16 protein-coding genes are annotated in these 23,948 nt (G+C 67.2%); 4 read left to right on the forward strand and 12 right to left on the reverse strand.

Annotated elements, in window-relative coordinates; genetic code table 11:
- Positions 1–37: 37 nt before the first annotated feature.
- Complete coding sequence (locus EIP75_RS06685; protein ID WP_125242456.1) at positions 38–2,557, reverse strand: DNA translocase FtsK; 2,520 nt, start codon at positions 2,555–2,557, stop codon at positions 38–40.
- 259 nt (positions 2,558–2,816) lie between these two features.
- Positions 2,817–3,488, reverse strand: coding sequence for a Crp/Fnr family transcriptional regulator (locus EIP75_RS06690; protein WP_125242457.1), 672 nt, complete (start codon positions 3,486–3,488; stop codon positions 2,817–2,819).
- A 287-nt stretch (positions 3,489–3,775) separates the two neighbouring features.
- On the opposite strand from EIP75_RS06690, the gene trxB reads away from it, so the two are divergent.
- The 3 genes from trxB to rpmG all read left to right on the forward strand — a co-directional run bounded on the left by trxB (position 3,776) and on the right by rpmG (position 5,424).
- Entirely contained in the window at positions 3,776–4,732 is a 957-nt protein-coding gene (gene trxB / locus EIP75_RS06695; RefSeq protein ID WP_125242458.1) for a thioredoxin-disulfide reductase, read from the forward strand.
- Between the two features lie 275 nt (positions 4,733–5,007).
- Positions 5,008–5,241: a 50S ribosomal protein L28 gene (rpmB, locus tag EIP75_RS06700; protein ID WP_125242459.1), complete on the forward strand. Its 234-nt coding sequence runs from the start codon at positions 5,008–5,010 to the stop codon at positions 5,239–5,241.
- Between the two features lie 12 nt (positions 5,242–5,253).
- Positions 5,254–5,424, forward strand: a complete 171-nt coding sequence (gene rpmG, locus EIP75_RS06705) for a 50S ribosomal protein L33 (protein ID WP_125242460.1) — start codon at positions 5,254–5,256, stop codon at positions 5,422–5,424.
- Positions 5,425–6,183: 759 nt separating this feature from the next.
- Here rpmG and EIP75_RS06710 read toward each other — a convergent pair.
- The 7 genes from EIP75_RS06710 to EIP75_RS06740 all read right to left on the reverse strand — a co-directional run bounded on the left by EIP75_RS06710 (position 6,184) and on the right by EIP75_RS06740 (position 12,292).
- Positions 6,184–7,410, reverse strand: coding sequence for a DesA family fatty acid desaturase (locus EIP75_RS06710; protein WP_125242461.1), 1,227 nt, complete (start codon positions 7,408–7,410; stop codon positions 6,184–6,186).
- 223 nt (positions 7,411–7,633) lie between these two features.
- A complete protein-coding gene (locus EIP75_RS06715; protein ID WP_233584717.1) occupies positions 7,634–8,437 on the reverse strand; it encodes a lysophospholipid acyltransferase family protein in 804 nt (267 codons plus the stop codon).
- A gap of 34 nt (positions 8,438–8,471) precedes the next feature.
- Positions 8,472–9,818: a dihydroorotase gene (locus EIP75_RS06720; protein WP_125242462.1), complete on the reverse strand. Its 1,347-nt coding sequence runs from the start codon at positions 9,816–9,818 to the stop codon at positions 8,472–8,474.
- Positions 9,815–10,777 (reverse strand): aspartate carbamoyltransferase catalytic subunit, encoded by a 963-nt coding sequence (locus EIP75_RS06725; RefSeq protein WP_125242463.1) that lies wholly within the window; start codon positions 10,775–10,777, stop codon positions 9,815–9,817. Before EIP75_RS06725 ends, EIP75_RS06720 begins: the two co-directional genes overlap by 4 nt.
- Positions 10,774–11,286, reverse strand: coding sequence for a bifunctional pyr operon transcriptional regulator/uracil phosphoribosyltransferase PyrR (gene pyrR / locus EIP75_RS06730; RefSeq protein WP_125242464.1), 513 nt, complete (start codon positions 11,284–11,286; stop codon positions 10,774–10,776). The genes EIP75_RS06725 and pyrR overlap by 4 nt, the downstream gene beginning before the upstream one ends.
- Complete coding sequence (ruvX, locus tag EIP75_RS06735; protein WP_125242465.1) at positions 11,283–11,714, reverse strand: Holliday junction resolvase RuvX; 432 nt, start codon at positions 11,712–11,714, stop codon at positions 11,283–11,285. The genes pyrR and ruvX overlap by 4 nt, the downstream gene beginning before the upstream one ends.
- The gene (locus tag EIP75_RS06740; protein ID WP_125242466.1) at positions 11,711–12,292 is read right to left on the reverse strand and encodes a YqgE/AlgH family protein; all 582 of its coding nucleotides are present in this window, start codon (positions 12,290–12,292) and stop codon (positions 11,711–11,713) included. The genes ruvX and EIP75_RS06740 overlap by 4 nt, the downstream gene beginning before the upstream one ends.
- Positions 12,293–12,342: 50 nt before the next feature.
- Between EIP75_RS06740 and EIP75_RS06745 the strand changes: the two genes are divergently transcribed.
- The gene (locus tag EIP75_RS06745; protein ID WP_125242467.1) at positions 12,343–13,803 is read left to right on the forward strand and encodes a cryptochrome/photolyase family protein; all 1,461 of its coding nucleotides are present in this window, start codon (positions 12,343–12,345) and stop codon (positions 13,801–13,803) included.
- Positions 13,804–13,809: 6 nt separating this feature from the next.
- Here the strand turns inward: EIP75_RS06745 and EIP75_RS06750 are convergent, their stop codons facing one another.
- The 3 genes from EIP75_RS06750 to EIP75_RS06760 are packed head-to-tail and all read right to left on the reverse strand — an operon-like array spanning position 13,810 to position 23,905.
- Positions 13,810–14,850: a GGDEF domain-containing protein gene (locus EIP75_RS06750; protein WP_125242468.1), complete on the reverse strand. Its 1,041-nt coding sequence runs from the start codon at positions 14,848–14,850 to the stop codon at positions 13,810–13,812.
- Between the two features lie 56 nt (positions 14,851–14,906).
- Entirely contained in the window at positions 14,907–21,518 is a 6,612-nt protein-coding gene (locus EIP75_RS06755; RefSeq protein ID WP_125242469.1) for a hybrid sensor histidine kinase/response regulator, read from the reverse strand.
- A gap of 56 nt (positions 21,519–21,574) precedes the next feature.
- The gene (locus EIP75_RS06760) at positions 21,575–23,905 is read right to left on the reverse strand and encodes a methyl-accepting chemotaxis protein (RefSeq protein ID WP_125242470.1); all 2,331 of its coding nucleotides are present in this window, start codon (positions 23,903–23,905) and stop codon (positions 21,575–21,577) included.
- Positions 23,906–23,948: the final 43 nt, after the last annotated feature.

Here is a 23,948-nt window from a genome sequence, read left to right on the forward strand (position 1 = left end):
CTAAGAACGCAAACGCCGCCCCTTGTTCTAGGTGGGGTCAGGCGTCCCAGGGCGCGGCCGTGGCACCGCCCTCGCCGCCGCGGTTGGGCGTGACGATCTCGCGGTTGCCATTGGTGGACATGCTCGACACCAGCCCGGACTTTTCCATCTGCTCCAGCAGACGCGCCGCACGGTTGTAGCCGATGCGCAGGTGGCGCTGCACCAGCGAGATCGAGGCCTTGCGGTGCTGCAGCACGATGGCCACCGCCTGGTCGTACATCGGATCGGACTCGCCATCGCCGCCACCGGCCGGCGAGCCATCGAGGTTGCTGCCCTCGTCGCCCAGCGAGCCGCCTTCGAGGATGCCCTCGATGTAGTTGGGCTCGCCCTGCGTCTTGAGGTACTCGACCACGCGGTGCACTTCGTCGTCGCTCACGAAGGCGCCGTGCACGCGCACGGGCAGGCCAGTGCCCGGCGCCAGGTAGAGCATGTCGCCTTGCCCCAGCAGCGCCTCGGCGCCCATCTGGTCGAGGATGGTGCGGCTGTCGATCTTGCTGCTCACCTGGAACGAGATCCGCGTCGGGATGTTGGCCTTGATCAGGCCCGTGATCACGTCCACGCTGGGACGCTGCGTGGCCAGGATCAGGTGCACGCCGGCCGCACGGGCCTTCTGCGCCAGGCGGGCGATCAGCTCTTCGATCTTCTTGCCCACCACCATCATCAGGTCGGCCAGCTCATCGATCACGATCACGACGAAAGGCAGGCGCTCCAGCGGCTCGGGCTCTTCGGGCGTGAGGCTGAAGGGGTTGGGGATGAACTCGCCGCGTGCCTTGGCCTCGTCGATCTTCTTGTTGAAGCCAGCCAGGTTGCGCACGCCCATCTTGCTCATGAGCTTGTAGCGGCGCTCCATTTCGCCCACCGCCCAGTTCAGCGCGTTGCCGGCCTGCTTCATGTCGGTCACGACCGGGCACAGCAGGTGGGGGATGCCTTCGTAGACGCTCATTTCGAGCATCTTCGGATCGATCAGGATCAGGCGCACATCGCGCGCCTCGGCCTTGTAGAGCAGGCTCAGGATGGTGGCGTTGATGCCCACCGATTTGCCGGAACCGGTGGTGCCGGCCACCAGGCAGTGCGGCATCTTGGCCAGGTCCACCACCACAGGGGCGCCGATGATGTCCTTGCCCAGCCCGATGGTCAGCATCGATTGCGCATCGTTGTAGACCTGCGATCCGAGGATCTCGGTCAGGCGGATCATCTGGCGCTTGGCGTTGGGCAGCTCCAGCGCCATCAGGTTCTTGCCGGGAATCGTTTCAACGACGCGGATGGACACCAGCGACAGCGAGCGCGCCAGGTCTTTCGCCAGGTTGACGATCTGCGAACCCTTCACGCCCGTGGCCGGTTCGATCTCATAGCGCGTGATGACGGGGCCTGGCGAGGCCGCCACCACCCGCACCTCGACGCCGAAGTCCTTGAGCTTCTTCTCGATCATGCGGGAGGTCATCTCCAGCGAATCGGCCGTGATGGTCTCCATGCGGCCCACGGCGGTGTCCAACAGATCGATCTGCGGCAGCTTGGTGTCGGCCATCTCGCTGAACAGCGGCTTCTGCTTCTCCTTGATGATGCGGTCGGACTTGGGCACCTCGGTCATCGGGGTTTCGATGACCAGCGGGATGGGGGCCGGAGGAGCCACGTAGGCCGGGGCGGCCACCTGGCCCGGCTCAAGATCCAGATCCACGTCCACATCGGCCGGCGGCGCATGGCGCACCACCTCGACCTCGCGCTCGTGATCGCGCTCGATCACGGCCTTCTGGCCCAGCACCTGGTCGAGGTGCGCCTCACGCTGGGCCTCGCGCCGCTCCTTGAGCAGATCGCCCACCGAGCCGATGCGCTCGGCCACGTCCAACCACGAGAAACGCAGCGCCATGGCCATGCCCGTGACCAGCATCGCGATCCACAGCACGCCGGAGCCGTTGAAGCCCAGCCACTTGGTGCTGAGCGGGCCCAGCAGCAAGCCCAGGATGCCGCCAGCGTGCTCACCCGCAATCTGCGATTCGAGGCGGTACAGGCGGGTCCATTCCAGCGAGCAACTGGCGGCCAGCAACAGCGCCACTCCCAGCCAGAAACGCCAGCGCGGGTAGGACACGGCCGGTGCGTGGTGCGACATGTGGGCCAGGGCCGGATCGCGCCGCAGCCAGCGGGCGAAGGCGCTGAGCCACACGCGCCCGCCGATGATCAATGTCCACCAGCCCGAAAACCCCAGCACGGTGTACAGCAGGTCGGATGCCAGGGCGCCCAGATGGCCCACCCAGTTGACCGCCTCGCGGTTCAGGCCGGAGGTGGTGAAGGCGGCATCGAGCCGGTTGTGGCTGACCATGGCCAGCAGCATCAGGATCCAGGCCAGCGCCCCGACCAGCAGCAGGGCCTGGAAACGGAAGGTGGTCTCAACGGGCGCGGAAGGCGCGATGACGGTTGAAGCCGGCTGGCGGTGCAGGCGCCCGGTCAGGCGCAGGGAGGTGGCAGGATCGTGGCGGCGGTCGTCGCCGCCGTCCGCGTTCAGGGAGCCCAGGGGATAGGTCATGGCCCGATTGTGCGGGAGATTGCGCGTGAAAACGCAGAGGAAAGGCCCTCTGCCAGGGCGCCGGCCTGGGCCCTTCGGTCAAGGCTGAAACCAAACGCAAATGGCCGCCACGCGGGCGACCCACGGTGGCGGCGTCTGGCGCCGGAGCGTCAAGACTGAATCCAATCGATGAAAGCTGGGAGCACAAGGCAACGCCGGGCCGCCCCAAGTTGCCTTGTCCCCCTCGGGGGGCTGGGCGCAGCCCGGCCCTGGGGCACTGTCAGGCCGTGGCGACCAGGCGCTCCTTGAGCACCACGCTGCCGGTGTCCTGCGTCTCGATCAGGCCGCGCTCTTCCAGGTCCTTCATCACGCGGCTGACCATCTCGCGAGAGGCGCCCACGTGCTTGGCCAGATCCTGGCGCGACACCTTGCCGCGGATGACCTTGGCGCCATGGTCCTCGTCGGCCATGTCGAGCAGGGCACGGGCCACGCGGCCGTACACATCGAGCAGGGCCAGGGATTCGATCTGGCGGTCGGCATTGCGCAGGCGCTGCACCAGGCCACGCAAGATGGCATAGGACAGCGATGAATTCTCGGGCAGGCAGCGGGCGAACTCCTGGCGGCCCAGCACCAGCACATCGGTCTGCACCTCGGCGCGCACGGTGGCCGAATGCGGTTCGTTGTCGATCAGGCTCATCTCGCCGATGTAGTCGCCGGCTTCCAGCACGGCCAGGATCACTTCGCGGCCCCGCTCGTCGGCGGCGACCACGCGGGCACGGCCCGTGAGCAGGATGAACAGGGAGTTCGTCTTGCGGCCGCGTTCGACGATCAGCTCGCCCCGGCGGTAACGACGCTTCACCACGCTCTCAGCGATGGACTCGGCCTGCGCTTGCGTGAGCATGGAGAACAGCGGTACACGCCTGATCAGATCGAGGTTGGACAACATGGCCATGGCAGCTCCTCTTTGGTGCCTTGCGATTGCAGCTTGCAATCGGATTTTCCGGTGGGTTCAACCTGCGGCCACGCGGCCAAACAGGCCCGAGCGACGTGCAGTCCGTCACCAGTCCCTACAATTTTCGGCACCAGTGGCGGGATTTTTAGACATTTTTTCGTTTTGCGTGTGAAGACCATGCCTGAAGGTGCACCGCCAAAGAAGGCCATTAAAAGAATTGATGCCCTCATCCCCCTTGCAAATCGCGAGGCTGGCGCACAATTCAGCCCGAAAGGCTCCTCTAGATCATGTCCGACACGACCCACAGCAACGTCCTGATCCTGGGCTCCGGCCCAGCCGGCTACACCGCCGCCATCTACGCCGCACGCGCCAACCTCAAGCCCACCCTGGTGACCGGCATGGCCCAGGGCGGCCAGCTGATGACCACCACCGAGGTGGACAACTGGCCCGCCGATGTCCATGGCGTGCAGGGCCCCGAGCTGATGCAACGCTTCCTGGAGCACGCGGAGCGCTTCCAGACGCAGATGGTGTTCGACCACGTGAACGAGGTCGACCTGTCCAAGCGCCCGTTCACGCTCAAGGGCGATTCGGGCACCTACACCACCGACACCCTGATCATCGCCACCGGCGCCTCGGCCAAGTACCTGGGCCTGCCCTCTGAAGAGGCCTTCATGGGCCGCGGCGTGAGCGGCTGCGCCACCTGCGACGGATTCTTCTACCGCGATCAGGTGGTCTGCGTGGTCGGCGGCGGCAACACGGCCGTCGAAGAAGCGCTGTACCTGTCGAACATCGCCAGCAAGGTGCACCTGATCCACCGCCGCGACAAGTTCCGCGCCGAAGCCATCCTGATCGACAAGGTGGCCGAGAAGGTCAAGGCCGGCAAGATGGAACTGCACCTGTTCCAGACGCTGGACGAGGTGCTGGGCGACCAGACCGGCGTGACCGGCGTCCGCCTCAAGAGCACGACCGACGGCTCGACCAAGGAACTGGAGCTCAAGGGCTGCTTCATCGCCATCGGCCACCAACCCAACACCGACATCTTCAAGGGCCAGCTGGAGATGAAGGATGGCTATATTCTGACCAAGAGCGGCTCCGAAGGCTTTGCCACGATGACCAGCGTGCCGGGCGTGTTCGCGGCCGGCGACGTGCAGGACCACATCTACCGCCAGGCCATCACCAGCGCTGGCACGGGCTGCATGGCCGCACTGGATGCTCAGCGCTTCCTGGAGCAGAACGGGGGCTGACGCCCAGTGAGATAGCCTGGGATGAGCCGTCCGGCGCAGGCCGGCGGCGCTCGATTGGCGTTGAAGTTGGCGAATGCGCCTTTTCTGGCTATAATCTCGGTTTTCCCAAATTCGTCCCGGCTTTTGGGGCGGCTACTTTGGCTCTGTCTTTCATGGATGGTCCCGAAGGCGCTGCGGAAAGCCGGAAGGGTGAGCACCAAGCACAGGTTTTGGCCTGTCCTTGCTCTGCCCACCGATCCGCAACATAACGCCTAATCAGCGAACGGAGAAGCGTCATGGCACGCGTCTGTCAAGTCACGGGCAAGGGCCCGATGGTGGGGAACAATGTTTCCCACGCCAACAACAAGACCAAGCGTCGTTTTCTGCCCAACCTGCAGTACCGCCGTTTCTGGGTCGAGAGCGAAAACCGTTGGGTGCGCCTGCGCATCAGCACGGCCGCTCTGCGTTTGATCGACAAGGTGGGTATCGACCAGGTCCTGACGGATCTGCGTGCCCGCGGCGAACTGTGATTGGAGTGAACCATGGCTGCTAAAGGCGGACGCGAAAAGATCAAGCTGGAATCCACTGCGGGTACCGGCCACTTCTACACCACCACCAAGAACAAGAAGACCACGCCTGAAAAGCTGGAATTCAACAAGTTCGACCCCAAGGCTCGCAAGCATGTGGCCTACAAAGAAGTGAAGCTGAAGTAATCCTTCTGCTGCCTCTCTGAAAAACCGCCCTGGCGTTTGCCTTGGCGGTTTTTTGTTTTTCCAGGTTCTGTTTTGGGCTCGCTCTGTTTGCGGTTGATGCGCGTGGCGAAGGGTGAGCGGGGCGGCGGGGGCGGTTCACAGGGGCGGTCTGACCTTTGGTCAGACTCCCTTGCGGTGCTCGGTCGGGTCAGGTGGCTGCGGAACTCGGGCCTTGCAGGCCCTCAGACAGTCCTCGCCATCCCCTGTCCTTCGGCAGGGGCAACCTGCCCCGCCCTGCGCTCCTCAGCGCCCCTGAGGCCCTTCCCCGCCCGCCCCGCACACCCTTCGCCCGACAAACCGCGGCACGCCACTCGGGTGGTGTGTTGGCACGGTTTGATCGCACGACTCCATCACCGTACTGGCACGGCTGATGCTCGGTGATGGCATGCCACGGCCTTCGCATGCCGCCACACCGGAGGGGCGAGGCGGTGCTGGGCAGGGCGACTGGGTGGCGTCGAGGAGCGCAGGTTCGGGCAGGTTGCCCCTGGCCTTTGGCCAGGGGATGGCGAGGATGTCTGAGGGCCCAAGGGGCCCGAGTTCCGCAGCCACCTGCCCGAACCGAGCACCGCAGAGCAGTCCTGCGCTTGCGCAGGACCGACACCCTTGGAGCCCTGCCCAGCGCCGCCTCGCCCCGAAGCCCCCACCAGGCATGCCCGAATACAAAAAAGCCCCGCTCAAAAAAGCGAGGCTCTTTCAAAAGGATTCCAGGGAATCTAGATGTCAGGCATGCGCCGCACGCAGCTTCAGAGAGAACTCCTGCAGCGCCTTGATCCCGCTGCCCTCGGCCCGCTGGCACCAGCCCTGAAGATCAGCGACCAGCTGCTCTCCCGACACATTCGTGCGGGTCCACACCAGCCGCAGCTCTTCACGCATGGTCAACAGCTTGTCCAGGCTGGGATGCTCGGCCCGCGCCTTCTCGATGTCCACGCGCAGCGAATGAGGCACCTTCTCGACATCACGGTGCATCCAGTGACGCACCTTCTGCAGCTTGGCAGCCGCCGACTGCTGGCCGCTGGACTTCAGGCGCGACAGCTCGGCCGCGCAGGCGGCACGCACCTCACGGGCATACGAGGCCATCAGCTCATAGCGGTGGGCGGCCAGGGCCTCCAGCGTCTTGGCATCGGCCACAGGTTTGATCTCGCCCAGCGTCAGGCGCGGCGGCACCTTGCGGACCTTGGCCAGGCCCACCATCTCCAGGCCACGGATGTAGGTCCAGCCGATGTCGAACTCATACGACTTGACGGACAGCTTGGCCGAGGTCGGGTAGGTGTGGTGGTTGTTGTGCAGCTCTTCACCACCGATCAGGATGCCCCAGGGGCTGATGTTGGTGGAGGCATCGGCTGCCTCGAAGTTGCGGTAACCCCACCAGTGGCCCAGGCCGTTGATGATGCCGGCGGCGGTGATCGGGATCCACAGCATCTGCACGGCCCAAACGGTGATGCCGATGGCGCCGAACAGGGCGATGTCGATCAGGAGCATCAGGAGCACGCCCTTGGCCGAGAAGCGCGTGTAGATGTTGCGCTCAAGCCAGTCGTTGGGGGTGTTGTGGCCGTACTTGGCCAAGGTTTCTTTCTTGGCAGCCTCAACGGCATACAACTCGCGACCTTGCAGCAGCACGGTCTTGATGCCATGGGCCACGGGGCTGTGAGGGTCTTCCTCGGTCTCGCACTTGGCGTGGTGCTTGCGGTGCACGGCCACCCATTCCTTGGTCACCGTGGCCGTGGTCAACCACAGCCAGAACCGGAAGAAATGCGAGGCGATGGGGTGCAGGTCCAGCGAGCGGTGAGCCTGGCTGCGGTGCAGGAAAATCGTCACCGACGCGATGGTGATGTGCGTCAGCACCAGGGTGTAGAGCACCACCTGCCACCAGGCAGCGTCCAGCAACCCGTCGGACAGCCAGCTGACCATGGAATCCAGCAGAGCCGACGACGACAGCAAATCAAGCATTGAAAAGACCTCTCAGAGAACGCGAGATTGTAAGAGAGCCCCGGCATCCTTTTACTTGCCGAAACGCAAGATCACCTCAAAGGGGTGGGGCACGCCGCGCCTTGCCACCAGTGTGGCGCGACAGCCGTCCCCGAGGTGTGCGGGTAAGGCCCATCAAATGCGCGGTATTCACGAGACTGTCCGCTTTTCGCAGACAGCACATCGGGTAGACCCCAGATGGCCCCTAATGTTCCGAGGACAAGGCCTGGGCGATCTCGTCGTGCAGGCGCGTCGCCAATGCACGGCGATCGGCATGGTCCACACGCTGGGGCGGCATCACGGTCACATGAACGGTGAGCTGGTCCGCGCAGGCGATCCACCAGAGCGACTCGACCACGGACGTGTCGCCCACGAACGCGGCCGACGGGCTGATGGCGTGATCGGCATCGCTGTAGCGGATGGCCACGGGCTGCACCGGCACATCGGCGTCGATGGCCGACTGGAGCAGGTTGGCATGGAAATGCAGCAGTTGGTGCCCATCGCCGGTGGTGCCTTCCGGGAACACGGCGGCGGTGTGGCCATCACGCAGGCTCTGGGTGAGCAGGCCCAGCACGCGCATGGCGTCGCGGCGGCGGGCACGCTCCAGGTAGAGCGTGCCCGCCAGGGTGACCATGCGCCCGACGATCGGCCACTGCGCCACCTCGGCCTTGGACACGAAGCGGCTGGGGGCCACGACGTTGATGGACATGATGTCCATCCAGGAGACATGGTTGCCCACGACCAGCTTGGGCCCCGGGTGAGGCGCCAGGCCCCGCACGACCAGTTTCACGCCCAGGCAACGGAAGACGCCGGCGGACCAGGCTTGCATGCGGGCCAGTTGGGTGCGCTGGTCCATCGCCTCGAAACGCCAACGCATCCACAGCGAGATGAAGCACAAGTAGGCCGCCATGTGCCCCAGGCGGGCCACGGCGCGCAGGCGCCGCAGCAGGCCGATGTCGGCATCGGGACGCTTCAAGGACGGGGCGCCAGCGGTGGAAGGGTCGGACATCGGATCAGTGCACTGCAACGACGGACGGACAGGCTCAGGCCTGTACAGACTGCGGTGCCTCGTGGGCCAACTGCCCTGCCACGAGGGTGGCACGCACACGACCTGGCAGCTCAAAGCCGGTGGACTCGTACGCGAAAGGCGTGTGGCAACCCTGGCTGACCAGTTCGCTGCCCTCGACCTTCCAGCTCACGGCCGGGTCGAACACGCAGACATCGGCCACACCGCCCTGCACCAGGCGGCCGGCGCTGGAGGCCAGCGAGCCGATGGCCTCGCCCAGCACCTTGACCGGGCCGCTGGTGACGGTGGCCAGGGCCGCGGCCAGACGCTTGCCGTCGAGCGAGGCGGCGGGCCCGGCCTCCAGCCCCGCGCCCTTGAGCGCCAGGCTGAGCAGCAGTTCCAGGCCGGTGGCGCCGGGCTCGGCCTCGCCGAAGGGCAGCATCTTCTCGTCTTCGCTCACCGGGGTGTGGTCGGAGACGAGGGCATCGAGCGTGCCGTCCTTGAGCGCGGCCTGCAGGGCATCGCGGTCGCGGCCCTGGCGCAGCGGCGGCACCACGCGCATGGCCGGGTTGAAGAAGCCGATGTCCATGTCGGTCAGCATCAGGGAATTGATGCTCACGTCGGCGGTGATGGGCAGGCCCTCGGCCTTGGCGCGGCGCACGATGTCGACGCCGGCGGCGCTGGACAGGCGGCACAGGTGCACGCGCGCACCGGTGACACGCACCAGCTCGATGATGGTGTGCAGGGCGATGGTCTCGGCGGCCACGGGCACGCCCGACAGGCCCAGGCGCGTGGCGATGGGGCCGCTGGCGGCCACGCCCTTGCCCAGCCAGGCATCCTGCGGGCGCAGCCACACGGTGTAGCCGAAGGTGGCAGCGTACTGCAGCGCGCGTTGCAGCACCTGGGTATCACGCACGGGCACCTCGGCCTGCGAGTACCCCACGCAACCGGCCTCGTGCAGTTCGGCCATCTCGGTGAGCGTTTCACCCTTGAGGCCGCGCGTGAGCGCGCCCAGCGGAAACAGGCGGCATCGGCTGAGCTTGCGGGCACGCAGCTTGAGCATCTCGACCAGGCCTGGCTCATCCAGCGTGGGGTCGGTGTCGGGCAGGCAGACCACGCTGGTCACACCGCCCGCGGCGGCCGCGGCCAGTTCGGATTCCAGCATGCCTTCGTGCTCATGGCCCGGCTCGCGCAGGCGCACGGCCAGGTCCACCAGGCCGGGGGCGACGATGCAGCCGGTGGCATCGATCACGCGGTCGGCGTCGAAATCGGCATTGACCTGGCCGATGCTGACGATGCGGCCGGTGGCCAGGGCCAGGTCACCGAGGGTGTCCAGGCCGCTGACGGGGTCGATCAGGCGACCGTTCTTGATCAGGACTTTCATGCGTCGTTACCCGAGATGATGGACATGACCGCCATGCGCACGGCGATGCCGAAGGTGACCTGCGGCAGGATCACGCTCTGCTTGCCATCGGCCACGGCCGAGTCGATCTCGACGCCGCGGTTGATGGGGCCGGGGTGCATGACGATGGCGTCGGGCTTGGCCAGCGCCAGCTTCTCGGGCGTGAGGCCGAACTCCTTGAAGAACTCGCCGGCGCTGGGCAGCATGCCGCCGGACATGCGCTCGTTCTGCAGGCGCAGCATGATGATCACGTCGGCGTCGCGGATGCCTTCGGCCATGTCGTGGCACACGCGCACGCCCATCTCGCGCAGGTCGCCGGGCACCAGGGTGCGCGGGCCGACCACGCGCACCTCGGGCACGCCCAGGGTGGTCAGCGCGTGGATGTTGGAGCGGGCCACGCGCGAATGCACGATGTCGCCCACGATGGCCACGGTCAGGTTGCTGAAATCCTTCTTGTAGTGCCGGATGGTGAACATGTCCAGCAGGGCCTGCGTGGGATGCGCATGGCGGCCATCACCGGCATTGACGACGTGCACATGCGGCGCCACGTGCTGGGCGATCAGGTAGGGCGCACCCGATTCGGCGTGGCGCACCACGAACATGTCGGCGTGCATCGCGCTGAGGTTGGCGATGGTGTCCAGCAGGCTTTCGCCCTTGGAGGCCGACGAGCGCGCGATGTCCAGGTTGATCACGTCGGCGGACAGGCGCTTGGCCGCGATCTCGAAGGTGGTGCGCGTGCGCGTGCTGTTCTCGAAGAACAGGTTGAACACGCTCTTGCCGCGCAGCAGCGGGATCTTCTTGACCTCGCGGTCGTTGACGCTGACGAAGGTGCCGGCCGTGTCCAGGATCTGGTGGATCACGTCGCGGGGCAGGCCCTCGGTGCTCAGCAGGTGGATCAGCTCGCCGTTCTTGTTGAGCTGGGGGTTGCGTCGTTGCATCAAACCCTCTCGAATTGGAATGTGAACTGGCCGGTGTCGTCGCGCCCGAGGGACACGCGCTCTTCGGCCGGCAGGGTGATGCGCGCGGCCGAGAAGACCGGCTCGATGGGCAGCTCGCGCCCGCCGCGGTCGACCAGCACCACCAGCGTGACGCTGGCCGGGCGGCCAAAATCGAACAGCTCGTTGATCACGGCGCGCGTGGTGCGGCCGGTGTAGAGCACGTCGTCGATCAGCAGGATGTGGCGGCCCTCGATCTCGAAAGGCAGCTGGGTGGCATCACGCGAGACGGCCATGCCGCGGCGGCTGAAATCGTCGCGGTGCAGGGCCGACGAGATGGTGCCGTGGGCCTCGGTGCGGCCGAGGTCCTTGCTGAGCCGCTCGGCCAGCCAGGCACCGCCGGACCACACGCCGACCAGCGCCGTGTCCGGGTCCAGGAACTTGCGCACGCCCTTGAGCAGGACGTCATACAACTGTTCGGCGTCGAGCCGCAGCGAGGGCTGGGAGGTGCTCATGGGGCGGGATCCTCCGATGAAGGTGATGGGGAAGCGGCGGTGCGCACGGCAGTCTCGTCGAAATACTGTTGCAGGATGATGGCGGCCGAGGCCGAATCCAGGTCATCCGGGTCATCGCGCTCGGCCTCGACGCTGGAGTAGCGCTCGTCGACCTCGTGCACGGGCAGGTGGAAGCGGCCGTTGAGCTGGCGGGCGAAGCGCCGTGCGCGCTGCGTGATCTCGTGCTCGGCGCCATCGGGGTGGAAGGGCACGCCCACCACCAGCGCGTCGGGGCGCCACTCGTCGATCAGCTTCTTGATCTGGTTGAAGCGCGCATCGCCCTCGGCCGCGATGGTGCGCAGCGCCTGGGCCTGGCGCATCAGGCCATTGCCGCAGGCCACGCCCACGCGCTTGAGGCCGTAGTCGAAGGCCAGGAAAGTACTGGTCATGCGTGACCCGCCTCGGACGACAGGAAACCCCTGTCGATGCCCAGCAGGGACAAGGCACGGTCGTAACGCTCTTCCACGGGTGTGTCGAAGATGATGGCGCGGTCGGCCGCCACGCTGAGCCAGCCGTTGCGGCTGAGCTCTTCTTCGAGCTGGCCAGCGCTCCAGCCGGCATAGCCCAGGGTGATCAGCACCTTGCGCGGGCCGGCACCATTGGCCATGGCTTCCAGCACATCGCGCGAGGTGGTCATCTCCAGGCCCCCGTCGATCTTGAGGGTGGAGCTGTAGTGGCCGCCTTCTTCGTCGAGCTGCTCGTGCAGCACGAAGCCGCGCTCGGTCTGCACCGGGCCGCCCAGGTAGACGGGGGTGGACAGCAGGTCGTCGCGCTCGAGCACCAGATCGACCTTTTCAAAGAGCTGCTGCACGCCGATCTCGATGGGCCGGTTGATGATCAACCCCAGCGCTCCGCGTTCGGTATGCTCGCACATGTACACCACCGCGCCTGCGAAATTGCCATCGGTCATCCCCGGCATGGCAATCAGGAACTGGTTGGTGAGGTTGATCGGGGGGCTGTCGGACATGAGCGGGATTTTAAGTCCTGCGCGATCCCCTCCGCTGACGATGGAACACGATGAGTGAACAGATCGACGCCGCCCTGGTTTGGTTTCGCCGGGATCTGCGGCACACGGACCACGCGGCGCTGTACCACGCCCTGAAAAACGCCCGCCGGGTGTGGTGCGCCTTCGTGCTGGACACCGACATCCTGGACGCCCTGCCCCGCCAGGACCGGCGCGTGCCCTTCATCCTGGACAGCCTGGCCGAGCTGGACACCGCCCTGGGCGGCCTCAAGCACGGTGCCGGGCTGATCGTGCGCCACGGCAGCGCGCTCAAGGAGCTGCCGCGCCTGGCCGCCGAGCTGGGCGTGCAGGCGGTGTACGCCAACCACGACGACGACCCGGCGGCCCTGGCCCGCGATGCCGCCGTGCGGGGCAAGCTGAGCGACCTGGGCGCGGCCCTGTACACCACCAAGGATTGCGTGATCTTCGAACGCAACGAGGTGCTGACCGGCAACGACACGCCTTATGGCGTCTTCACTCCTTACAAGAACGCCTGGCTGCGCAAGCTGGATCCGTTCTACGTGAAGCCCTACCCCGTGTCACGCCACGCCGAGCATCTGGCGGCCATCCCGGCCAAGGTGGCTGCATCACCCCGCGTGCCCGCCCTGCAGGACATCGGGTTCGAGCCCTGCGGCGAGCTGAAGGTGCCGGCCGGCATGAGCGGGGCCGAGGCCCTGCTGGATGATTTCCTGCCCCGGCTGGACCGCTACGACAAGACCCGCGACTTCCCCGGCGTGAAAGGCCCGAGCTACCTCTCGACCCACCTGCGCTTCGGCACCGTGAGCATCCGCCACCTGGCCGGCCTGGCCTGGGAGCACGCCCAGAAGGGCTCGCGCGGGGCCCAGGTGTGGCTGTCGGAACTGATCTGGCGGGATTTCTACCACCAGGTGCTGTTCCACCACCCCCATGTGGTCGGCCATGCCTACAAGCGTGAGTACGACCGCATCAAATGGCGCCGCGGCAAGGAAGCAGAGGCCGATTTCAAGGCCTGGTGCGAAGGCCGCACCGGCTACCCGCTGGTGGATGCGGCCATGCGCCAGATCAACCAGACCGGCTACATGCACAACCGGCTGCGCATGGTGGTGGCCAGCTTCCTGGTGAAGGATCTGGGCATCGACTGGCGGCGTGGCGAGGCCTATTTCGCAGAACAGTTGCTGGACTTTGACCTGGCGGCCAACAACGGAGGCTGGCAGTGGGCGGCCTCCACTGGCTGCGATGCACAGCCCTACTTCCGCATCTTCAACCCGGTGAGCCAGAGCGAGAAATTCGACACCCAAGGCAAGTTCATCCGCCGCTACGTGCCCGAACTGGCCGCCCTGCCCGACCGCGCACTGCACGCGCCATGGCAGGCCAGGCCGGCCGAACTGCCCGAGGGCTTCGTGCTGGGGCGCGACTACCCCAAGCCCATCGTGGCCCACGACGAGGCACGCGCGCAGACGCTCGAACGCTATGCCGTGGTCAAGACCCCGACGTAGGCAAGCTCAGAACAGCTCGACATCCCCTTCGTGGCGCGTCTCTTCCACCGCGCCTTGCGCCACCAGCGCCTCGTGGTTGAGCACGCGGTTGCGGCCCTGGCGCTTGGCCTCGTAGACGGCGTCGTCGGCGCGTGAGAAAGCCGCGCTGGGCGTGTCCGAGCCCAGCACCTGCGTCACGCCGATGCTGATGGTCACCTGCCCCACCTGTGGAAACGCGTAGTGCGCCATGTTGTGCCGCATGCGCTCGAATGCGGCCATGGCGCCCTCGCCTTCGGTGCAGCGCAGCATCACCACGAACTCTTCGCCCCCGAAACGAAACAGGCGGTCATAGTGGCGGAAGGTCTGGCGCATGATGCGCGCCACCAGCACCAGCACCTCGTCGCCGATCAGGTGGCCAAAGCGGTCGTTGACCTGCTTGAAGTGGTCGATGTCGATCACGCCCAGCCACCAGGTGTCGCCCACCAGGCGGCGGCGGTCTTCGTGCTCTTCGGAGATGCCCACCGTGCGCGGCAGCGAGGCGGCCATGAAGGTGGTGTCGAAGGTCTGGCGGTTGAGCAGGCCGGTGAGCGCATCACGCTGGCTGGAATCGAGCAGGCGCTGGAAGTTGTCAAACACCTTCAGCAGGGTCTCGATCTGGCGGATCTCCGCGGGCGTGAGCGCCTGCGCCGTCTCGATTTCGATGACGCCGGGCTGGTGTGAGTCGCCCATCAGAGGCAGCAAGGTCAGCCAGCCGTCGAGCTGGGGCGGCTGGGTGGACACCTGAAGGACGGCCTGCAGCTCCAGCGCCTCCTGGCGCAGCGGAAAGGTATCCAGCTCGGGCAGTTCGTCCGGATCGATCCAGCTGGGATCGGCTGCCAGCAAGGTGTCGGGGCGAGACAACCCACAGGACAGCCACCGCGCCACCGATGCCTTGTCCAGCACGACCCGGTAGACGCCAGCAGAACGCGCCTGCATCATCGATCCCAGGGCTTGCGCCAGGGACAGGTCGAGTTGCTCGCGGTCACGCAACGCGGTCAGGGAGACCAGATGCTCTATCGCGCCGTTCATACCACTCCATCAGGGCCCAGGGCTGCCCTGCGCTCTAGGCATCCATGGATTGCTGTTCAGCCTTCGGCGTCTTGCTGCGACAAGGCCGCATGGGTGTAACGCGCCACCAGGCTCACCAATTCTTCCTCACTGTACGGCTTGCCCAGGTAATGGTTCACACCCAGCTCGGCTGCGTAATCGCGATGTTTCTGGGCGATCCGTGACGTAATCATCACGATCGGCACGTTCTTCCAGCGTTCATCGCCACGCAGATTCCGGGCCAGGTCGAAGCCGTCCATCCGCGGCATCTCGATGTCGGACAAGACGACCAGCGGGATTTCCTCGGCCATCTTCTCCAGGGCCTCCAGGCCGTCTTTGGCCAGCGTGACGCGGTAGCCCTCACGCGTCAACAGACGCTGAGTAACACGACGCACGGTGAGGGAATCGTCCACCACCAGCACCAGTGGTGCGGCGGGCGCCTCCAGCGCGGCAGGGCTGCGCGCAGCATCGACCTGATCGGCAGGCGCACCGGCCTCCGCCACGCGCGCCTGGCGGGACCAGGTCTGCGCCTGCGCGCCGTACACCGTGGCCAGGGCCACGGGGTTGTAGATCAGGGCCACGGCCCCGGAGGCCAGCAGGGTCATGCCGGCCAGGCCGGGCACCCGCGAGAGCTGTGGGCCCAGGTTCTTGACGACCACGTCCTGGTTGCCCAGCACTTCATCGACGTGCAGGGCTACGCGTTGCTGCGCCGAGCGCACCACCACCACAGGCAGCGAACGCCCCTCGGCGAGGCCTCGCGGGCTGTGCTGCAGCAAGGCCCCGAACCAGAAGAACGGCAGCGTCAGGTCGGCGTAGGGCAAGGTGCCGCTGGCGTAGGCATGTTCGATTTCTTCGGCGCGCGCGCGGCGCACCAGCTCGACCAGGTTGGTCGGGATGGAGACCACCAGGTCACCGCAGCGCACCATCACCACCTTGGTCACGGCGGTGGTCAGCGGCAGGATCAGCTTGAAGCTGGTGCCCTGCCCGGCTGCCGTGGCCGTCTCGATGCGGCCACCCATGGCGTTGACCTCGGCACGGACCACGTCCATGCCGATGCCGCGGCCCGCCAGTTCGGTGACGGACTCGGCCGTGGAGAAGCCGGGGGTGAAGATCAGCTGGGCCAGATCGGCCTCGGACGCCTCGGCGCCAGGGACCAGCAGTTGCTGTGCCTCGGCCTTGCGGCGGATGCGTTCCAGATCCAGGCCGGCGCCATCGTCACGGAACTCGATGGCCACCTCGTTGCCTTCCTGGTGCACGGCCACGATGATGGTGCCCATGGGCTCCTTGCCCTGGGCCTGGCGCGAGGCGGGGGCTTCAATGCCGTGCGTGACGCTGTTGCGCAGCAGGTGCTCGAACGCGCCGGCCATGCGATCCAGCACGCCACGATCGACCTCGGTATGGCCACCCACCAGGTCCAGGCGCACCTGCTTGCCGGTCTCCTTGGCGGCCTGGCGCACCACACGGTACAGGCGGTCGGACAGGCCTTCAAACTCGACCATGCGCGTGCGCAGCAGGTCGTCCTGCAGATCGCGCGTCAGGCGGGACTGGGCGGCCAACTGGTCTTCGGCCGATTCGAGGTTGCGCACCAGGCCGCGCTGCACGGTGGCCACGTCGTTCACCGACTCGGCCATCATGCGGGTGAGCTCCTGGAAGCGCGTGTAGCGGTCGAACTCCAGCGGATCGAAGTTCTGCTGGGAGGCACGGGCGGCCTCCATGCGGGTGCTGAGCTGTGTCTCGGCCTGCAGTTCGATGTCTCGCAGTTGCTGGCGCAGGCGATCGAGGTTCTCGGTCAGGTCGCCGACCGAGCCGCGCATCTGCTGCATCTGCGCCGACAGGCGGGTGCGCGCAATGCTGACCTCGCCGGCATGGTTGACCAGGCGGTCGAGCAGGCGGGGACGCACACGCACGGCAGCAATGCTGGAGGCCGCGACCGCATCGGCACCGGCCTGGGCCCCCGGCTGGAAGTCGGTGCGCACGCTGGACCAGTCGATGGGCACCGCGCTCAAGGCCTGGCCATCCTGCGCTTGAGTCGAGGCCGGGCCCACCTGGGCGGACGGCAGGTCGGCCAATGCGCTGTCGCCAGCGTCACGCACCAGCCCATCGTAGGCCGGCGCCATGTCGCCCGTGCCCGGCGCCACCAGCGAAGCCGGCAACTGGGCCAGGTCCTGCTGAACGCTCAGGTCTCGGCGCTGCAGTGATTCGAACACCTCGGCCAGCACGTCGCTGCGGGCCTGCAGGGCTTCCAGATCAGCGGGGTCGGCTTGGTCACCGGCGATGAGCCGCTCGATGGCCGACTCCATTCGGTGGGCCAGTTCGCCCAGGCGCATGGCACCCGCCAGACGTGCCCCACCCTTGAAGGTGTGCAGCGTGCGCATGCAGGCGGTGGCCAGGTCTTGCCGCTCGGGATGCTGGACCCACTGGCGCATGTCGCCGGCGAGTTGCGGCAGCAACTCGAGCGCTTCTTCTTCGAAGATCGGAAAGAGATCGGCGTCGATGGCGTCCACCGACTCAATGTCTGCATCGGGGCCGAGGTCGACGTCGGTTCCGACGGCGCGCACCAGGTGCTCGCTGGCGGGCTCTTCGGGCAGGGGCTCGAAGGGCTTGATTTCCGGCAGGCCCAGCGACACGGTCTGCTGGGGCAGGCTGTCCAACGGGACATCCACGACCTCGGACTGGGCGTCATCGGGCGGCACGGACGCCTGCGGCACAGGCTCGTCCGGTGCCTGCACCTCAGGTGCCTGCTCGAACGGGGGCTCGGCAGGATCGTCAGACAAGGCCGGCTCGCCCGCGTCAGCCGCGTCCACGTCCAGGGCCTCGTCGCCATCGGTGCGCACCAGGCGCAGGTGCTGGCGGTTGGCCACGTCGGCGCGCAGGGCCTCGGACGGCTCGTAGTGCTCGAGGCGCTGCAGCAGATCCTCGGGCGGTGACTTCAGGAAGCCAGCGGCGAACTGGTGCAGCAGGCGCCGGATTTCTTCGGCCGCGTCGCTGAACAGGGTGGCCGAGGCTTCGTCGCCGCGGCCGGAACTTTGGGAGCGCGCCAGGGCATGCTCCAGCGCCCGCGCCAGGCGCGACAACTCGGTGTAGCCCACCGTGCCGGAGTTGCCGGCCAGCGAGTGCGCCAGGGCGATGGTCTCGTCGCCGATCGAGCGGTGGTGCCACTCGAGCGCCCACTCTCCCAGCTGCATGCTCAGGCGGCGCGACTGTTCATCGGCCTCGTTGAGGTAGATGTTGAACAGCGGGATGCTGATGCGCAAGGGGCCGATCACCTTGACCTGTTCATCGTCGCTGAGCCCGCCTTCAACCAGCGGTTCTGGCGCCGTGTCAAGCGCTGGCTCAGGCTCGGAAAGGTCGAGGCTGATGGTTTCCGCAGCGGGCTCATCGGGCAGATCGAGGGCGAAGTCCGGCTCGGCAAGGTCCAGGCCACCGGTGACATCCGCGGTGTCGGCAGGATCGGCCGGCATCTCGATGGCCTCACCGATGTCGATCATCTCGATCTGGTCGGTCGGCAGGGGCTCGTCGGACAAGGCCTCAGGCAGGGCGACATCCAGAGGCGGCCCCTCTTCGTACGTCAGCGTGTCGGAGAACACGGGCGGCGCGGTGTCCTCGAAGGCTGGCGTCTGCTCCGCAGGCGTGGTTTCAGAGACCGCATCGCGTGAGGCCTCATCTTCACGGAGGTTGAGGACCAGGCGGTCCACTGCCTCCTCCAGCAGAGGCGGTGCCTCCACCGGATCGCCCGCATGGGCCGGCGGTTCGACCTCGGGCGGCGAGAACACATCGGCCACCGTGTCCGTCAGGGGCGGCGTGTCGTTGGCGGCCGCGGTCGCAGCCAGGGCCTGCGCCTCGGCTTCACGCGCCACGGCGTCGTCGTCCACCAGCGAGACTTCGATCAGCTCGATCTCGGGAGGCAACTCGGGCAGTTCGACGAGCGGCTCCGCGTGCTCTGGCAGCACGAGCTCAACGGGCTCGGGCAACTCGGCCGGCAGGTCAGCGGGCGCGTCGGCAGGCAACGCAGCCTCAGCGACCGAAGGCACATCGGGGGCCACGATGGTCTCGCGGCGGCCGTCCTGGCGCAGGGCCTCGGCGGCGCGCACCAAGCCAGCGGGCGACCAGCCGCGGTCCTGCCGGGCGGTGATGGCATCCACCCAGCGCTCCAGGTGCGTCAGCGCCTCGATGCTCAGGCCCATCAGTTCATCACTGGCAGGCACCTGCGATGCAAGCCAGGTGTTGTAGAGCTGTTCGTAGGCCCAGGCGGCCTCGCCGAAATCACCCAGCCCGACCATGCGCGAGCTGCCCTTGAGCGTGTGGAAGGCGCGGCGCACCGTGGTCAGCAGTCCCACGTCGTCGGGTGTGCGAGACAGGCCGGCCACGGCCGTGCGGGCATCGCCGATCACCTCGCGCGCTTCTTCGATGAAGATGTCGCGCATCTCATCGTCTTCTTCCAGGCCGGTCGCCTCCGGGGCCGCGGGCCTCTCGGGCACCAGCGGCGCCTGCGGCAAGGGCTCTGGCAAGACGTCGATCGGCGTGTCGACGCCCACCGGCTCGGTCACGGATTGCACGAAATCGTTCAGCGCGGCCACGGCCTCGTCACGGGCCTGCTGCTGCTCGACCTGGTCGTCGGTGGCGGCCGCACGGTCAAGCGCGGCCTGGGCGTTGGCCAGGCTGGCAGCCAGCGAAGGCTGGTCCTGCACCAGGGGCGTGTCCGCCAGGTGCTGCAGTTCGTCGGACAGGTCGGCCAGCGGCACATCGGCACGCACCACGGATTCGGCCAGCGTTTCTGCGACCTCCTGCGAGTGCACACGCTCGACTTGTTCCGCCGGACGCGCCATCACCTCGATGGGGTCGATGTCGGGCTGGGGCTGCGGGGCGCGGCCCATGATGGGCGAGAGCAGGCCCGTGTCGGCGTTGAAGACGAACAGGTGCTTGGCCAGGCCAGGCTGCACGGCCAGCATGTCCACCAGGAAGCCCACAGCCCCCAGGTTGGACGCCAGCCGGTCGTGCACGCCGCTGTTCGCCGCCTGCAGCAGATCGGCCCCCGGGGCCAGCAGCGCTTCGACATCGGCGCGCATGCGCGAGACCGCGTGCGCCGCAGCATCCAGGCCCAGCACGGCCAGCACGCCCTTCATGGACTGCAGCTGCGAAGGCACCTCGACCAGGGGCGTCACGTGCTCGTGGTCGCGGAAGAACTGGTCGATGCGCTTTTCGCATTCGCCCAGCGAAGAGCGCAGCTCCTGCACCACGCTGCCGATGGTCTGGCGGTCGGACACCTGACGGTACAGGCCTTCCATCCAGGGCTCGAGCGGCTCGGGCGGCTGGCCGGCAGACACGGCTTGAAGGCGCTGGGCCAACCGCTGGACACGCTCGCGTTCGGCGGGGTGTTCGAACTCGGCTTCGTCCAGCGAAGCCTCCAGGTACAGCAGGCTCGTGGCCACTTCCATGGCCAGGGCTGCACCAGGCGCAGCGCCCGAGGCGACCGTCGCGTCCACGGCCTCCAGCAAGGCCTGCCCCAGCGCATCGCCATCGGGGTAGAGCCGGCGGATCGAATCGGCCACCAGCGCAAAGGGCTCGCGCAAACCATTGAGGCGCAGCAGTTCGCCACCGGCCACCGACGACCAGGCGTCCTTGGCGGACACGACACGCTTGGCGGCCTGCCCCACCCAGGCGGGATCGAATCGACCCAGGGCCGATTGAACCAGATCGACCTGCTGGTGGCTGCGCAGGCGGAAGGCCTCGCGCAGCCGGTCGAGCACGCCCGTGCCGGACGACGCACCGGCATCTGCACCGGGCTCAGGCTCGGCCTGGGCACAGAAGAACAGCAGCTCATGGGCCAGGCGGTCGGACGGCATGCCGGGCTGGCGCACCAGGTTGCGCAACTGGCTCAGCAGGGCCGACAGCACGCGCTTGACGTGCAGGCTCAGTGGCAGGCGCGCGCCCGCCAGGGCCTCCAGGAAACCACAGGCCAGCACCCATGTGGCGGCCTCGCGGTGGGCCTGGCGAGCCTGGGCGTCGGCAGCCAACTGGCCGCACAGATCCACCAGCCGCTGGGCCTGCGCCACCGGCGCGCCCTTGAGCAGTTGCAGCAGCGTGGTCTCGAACTCGGCCACGGCCTGGTCGTCGACGCGGCGCGGCACCGCGTCTGCCGGGGCAGCCAGAGGCACGTCCAGCGACACGGGAGGCCACTCCTGTACCCACAGGTCGGAGGGGCGAGCCAGCTCGGAGCCCGATTGTTCCATCAGGGCTTCGTACTGAGGAAACAGCGCCAGCGCGGACACCGGCTTGCCAGCCAGGCGGCGGCGCATCAGGTCGAGCAGGGCGAAGGACGCGGCCTCGATGGCCTTGATGGCCTCTTCGTTGAGCGACTGCGGCCTTGCCACGAAGCGCTGCACCAGCGCTTCGCTGGCGCGCAGCAGCAGGGCACCGGCCGGCAGGCCGGCCAGCTCCAGCGCACCCACGCCCTGGTGGATCTGCTGGCGCGCCGACCGCAGGATGGCCGGGTCCAGCGCATCCACATCGGAGAAGCCCGTGGCTTCGGCCTCTTTCAGGCAACGGTGCAGCGCCTTGTGGGCCGCCTCCAGGGACTTGCGCACTTCCTCGTGCACCCATGCGAGGGCACTGAGGTCGTCCGACATGGGCGTGGCTTGCGGGCTGTCCATCAGGTCGTCCATCGAAGGGTTCGTCTATCGGCGTTGATGCGCTCGGGCCGCGGGGCTCAGGCGATCTTGAAACGGGCCACCGACTGCTGCAGTTCGTCGGCGGTCTTGGACAGCTCGCGCACCAGTTGCGCGGTGGAGCGGGTGCCGTCACCGGTCTGCTCGGTCACCGCGAAAATGTGCTGGATATTGGCCACCACCACGTTGGCCGATTCGGCTTCACGCAGCGCTTGTGAGGAGATCTCTTGAATCAGCTCGGCCAGCTGGCGTGACACGCGGTCGATGTCGTTCAGCGCCGTACCGGCCGCATCGGACAGCCGCGCCCCCTCGACCACCTTCTGCGTGGAGCGCTCCATGGCGCCCACCGCATCCTGCGTGTCGGTCTGAATGGTGCGCACCAGCGCCGCGATCTGCTTGGTCGCGTCGCCCGAGCGTTCAGCCAGCCGCTGCACTTCTTCGGCCACCACCGAGAAGCCGCGCCCGGCATCGCCAGCCGAGGCCGCCTGGATGGCGGCGTTCAGCGCCAGCACGTTGGTCTGCTCTGTAATGTCGGAGATCAGCTCGGTGATTTCGCCGATCTCTTGTGAGGATTCGCCCAGCCGCTTGATGCGCTTGGAGGTTTCCTGGATCTGCTCGCGGATGGTGTTCATGCCGCCGATGGCATCCTGCACGGCCTTGAGGCCCGAATCAGCCGCGCTCAGCGACTGGCGCGCCACTTCGGCGGAGTGCTGGGCCTGGGCCGACACCTCGTTGATTCGGCCCGCCATGTTCAGCACCGACTCACCGGTTTCGCGGATCTCGCGCAGCTGTTCGTCAGAGGCGGCCAGCAGCTCGGTCGAGGTGGCTTCCACCTGCCCTGTGGTGTCCGACACCCGCGACACCGTGCCCTGCACCTGCGCCACCAGGGTTCGCAGCTCTTCCACCGTGAAGTTCACCGAGTCAGCGATGGCGCCGGTGATGTCTTCCGTCACCGTCGCTTGCTGCGTCAAGTCGCCTTCAGCCACCATCTGCAGCTCGTTCATCAAGCGCAGAATGGCCGCCTGGTTGGCGTCGTTCACGCGCTTGGCCTCGTGCTCCTGGCGCTCGGCCTGCTGACGCTGGAACTCGGCGACCTGCGCACGGTGGCGCTGCTCGGCCAGGTACACGTTGACCAGCCCATAACCCGCGGCACCGGCCAGCGCCAGGAACACCAGCAGCAAGGCCACGTTGACGCCGCCGATGCCGGCGCCTTCGGCGAGTTGCTTCTGGGCTTGTTCCAGGCCCTTGCGCAGCGGTTCGCTGTCGTCGACGATGCTGACCTGCGCGTCACGCGCAGCCACCAGGCCTTGCAGCGAGCCCAGGATGTAGCTGGACTGGGTGCGCATCTCTTCGAACAGCTTGAGCAGCGCTTCGAGCTGTTCGCGTACCTCAGGATCGCGCGTGCCGGGCAGGCGCAGTTCCTGGTTGCCATTGGTCAGGCCTTCGGCCAGTTCCTTGAAGGCGTTCAAGTCCTTGCCCAGCAGGAACACGGCCTCGGTGGACACGCCTTCCACGGTCAGGAACTCGTTGGCCGACTTGCCGATCCGCTGAGTCAGCATGACCAGCTGGTTCAGGGCCTGAAGCTCGGCCGGCGACACACCGCCGCGCTCGATCTTGGTGGTCGCGATGCCTTCGGCCAGGTCCAGCAGGTCGGACGAATGGCCGTTGACCTCGCGCAGCGAGGTGCTCACCTTGGTCAGCACGTCCTTCTGCTTGAGCACGAAGCCGGCGTTCTTCTCGGCGCGGTCCACGAAGGGCAGCAGGGGCTGCAGCACGCTCTGCACACCGGCCGGCGCCTGGGCGATGCCGAGCGCAGCGTCGCCCTGCGTCAGGCCGCGCACATTGGCGGCCAGCACCTTGGCCGAGTCGGCCACTTCATCGAAAGACTGGGCCCGGCCCACCAGGGCCTGCGACACCGACTTGGCCAGGCGCTGCGACTGCATCAGGGCCTGGCCGGTGGCGCCGGCCTGCGTGGCACGGCGGTCGGCGGCGTTCACTGCAAAGATGGCGCTGGCCACCAGGCCGATCACACCCAGGATCACACCGCCCACCAGCAGGCGCTGCTGGCGCTCCAGGCCCAGGTTGCCGATCAATGGCAGGTTGGTCTTGGGCTCGGGCGGGAGCTGGTCGCTCAGGTCGAGCTCCGGGCGCAGGCGCGTGTCGTGGTAATCGGCCGGGAACTCGGAGGGCGCCGCCTCGGAGATGATGGATTCCTCTTGCGCCGAGGTGGGCAGCCCGGAATGCGAGCTCTGCGTGTCCACCGTCTGGGCGCCATCGGCCGTGACCAGGCCTTCCGCCACCAGGGCTTCGGGCTGGACTTCGTCTTCATCGCGCGACTTGCCCAGGTCCTTGATACGGCTCAGAAAGCTCATTGCTAGGTGCTCCAGTGATTCTTCAGATCCTGCAGGTGCGGCC

The sequence above is a fragment of the Aquabacterium soli genome (assembly GCF_003933735.1).
GTDB lineage: Bacteria > Pseudomonadota > Gammaproteobacteria > Burkholderiales > Burkholderiaceae_C > Aquabacterium > Aquabacterium soli.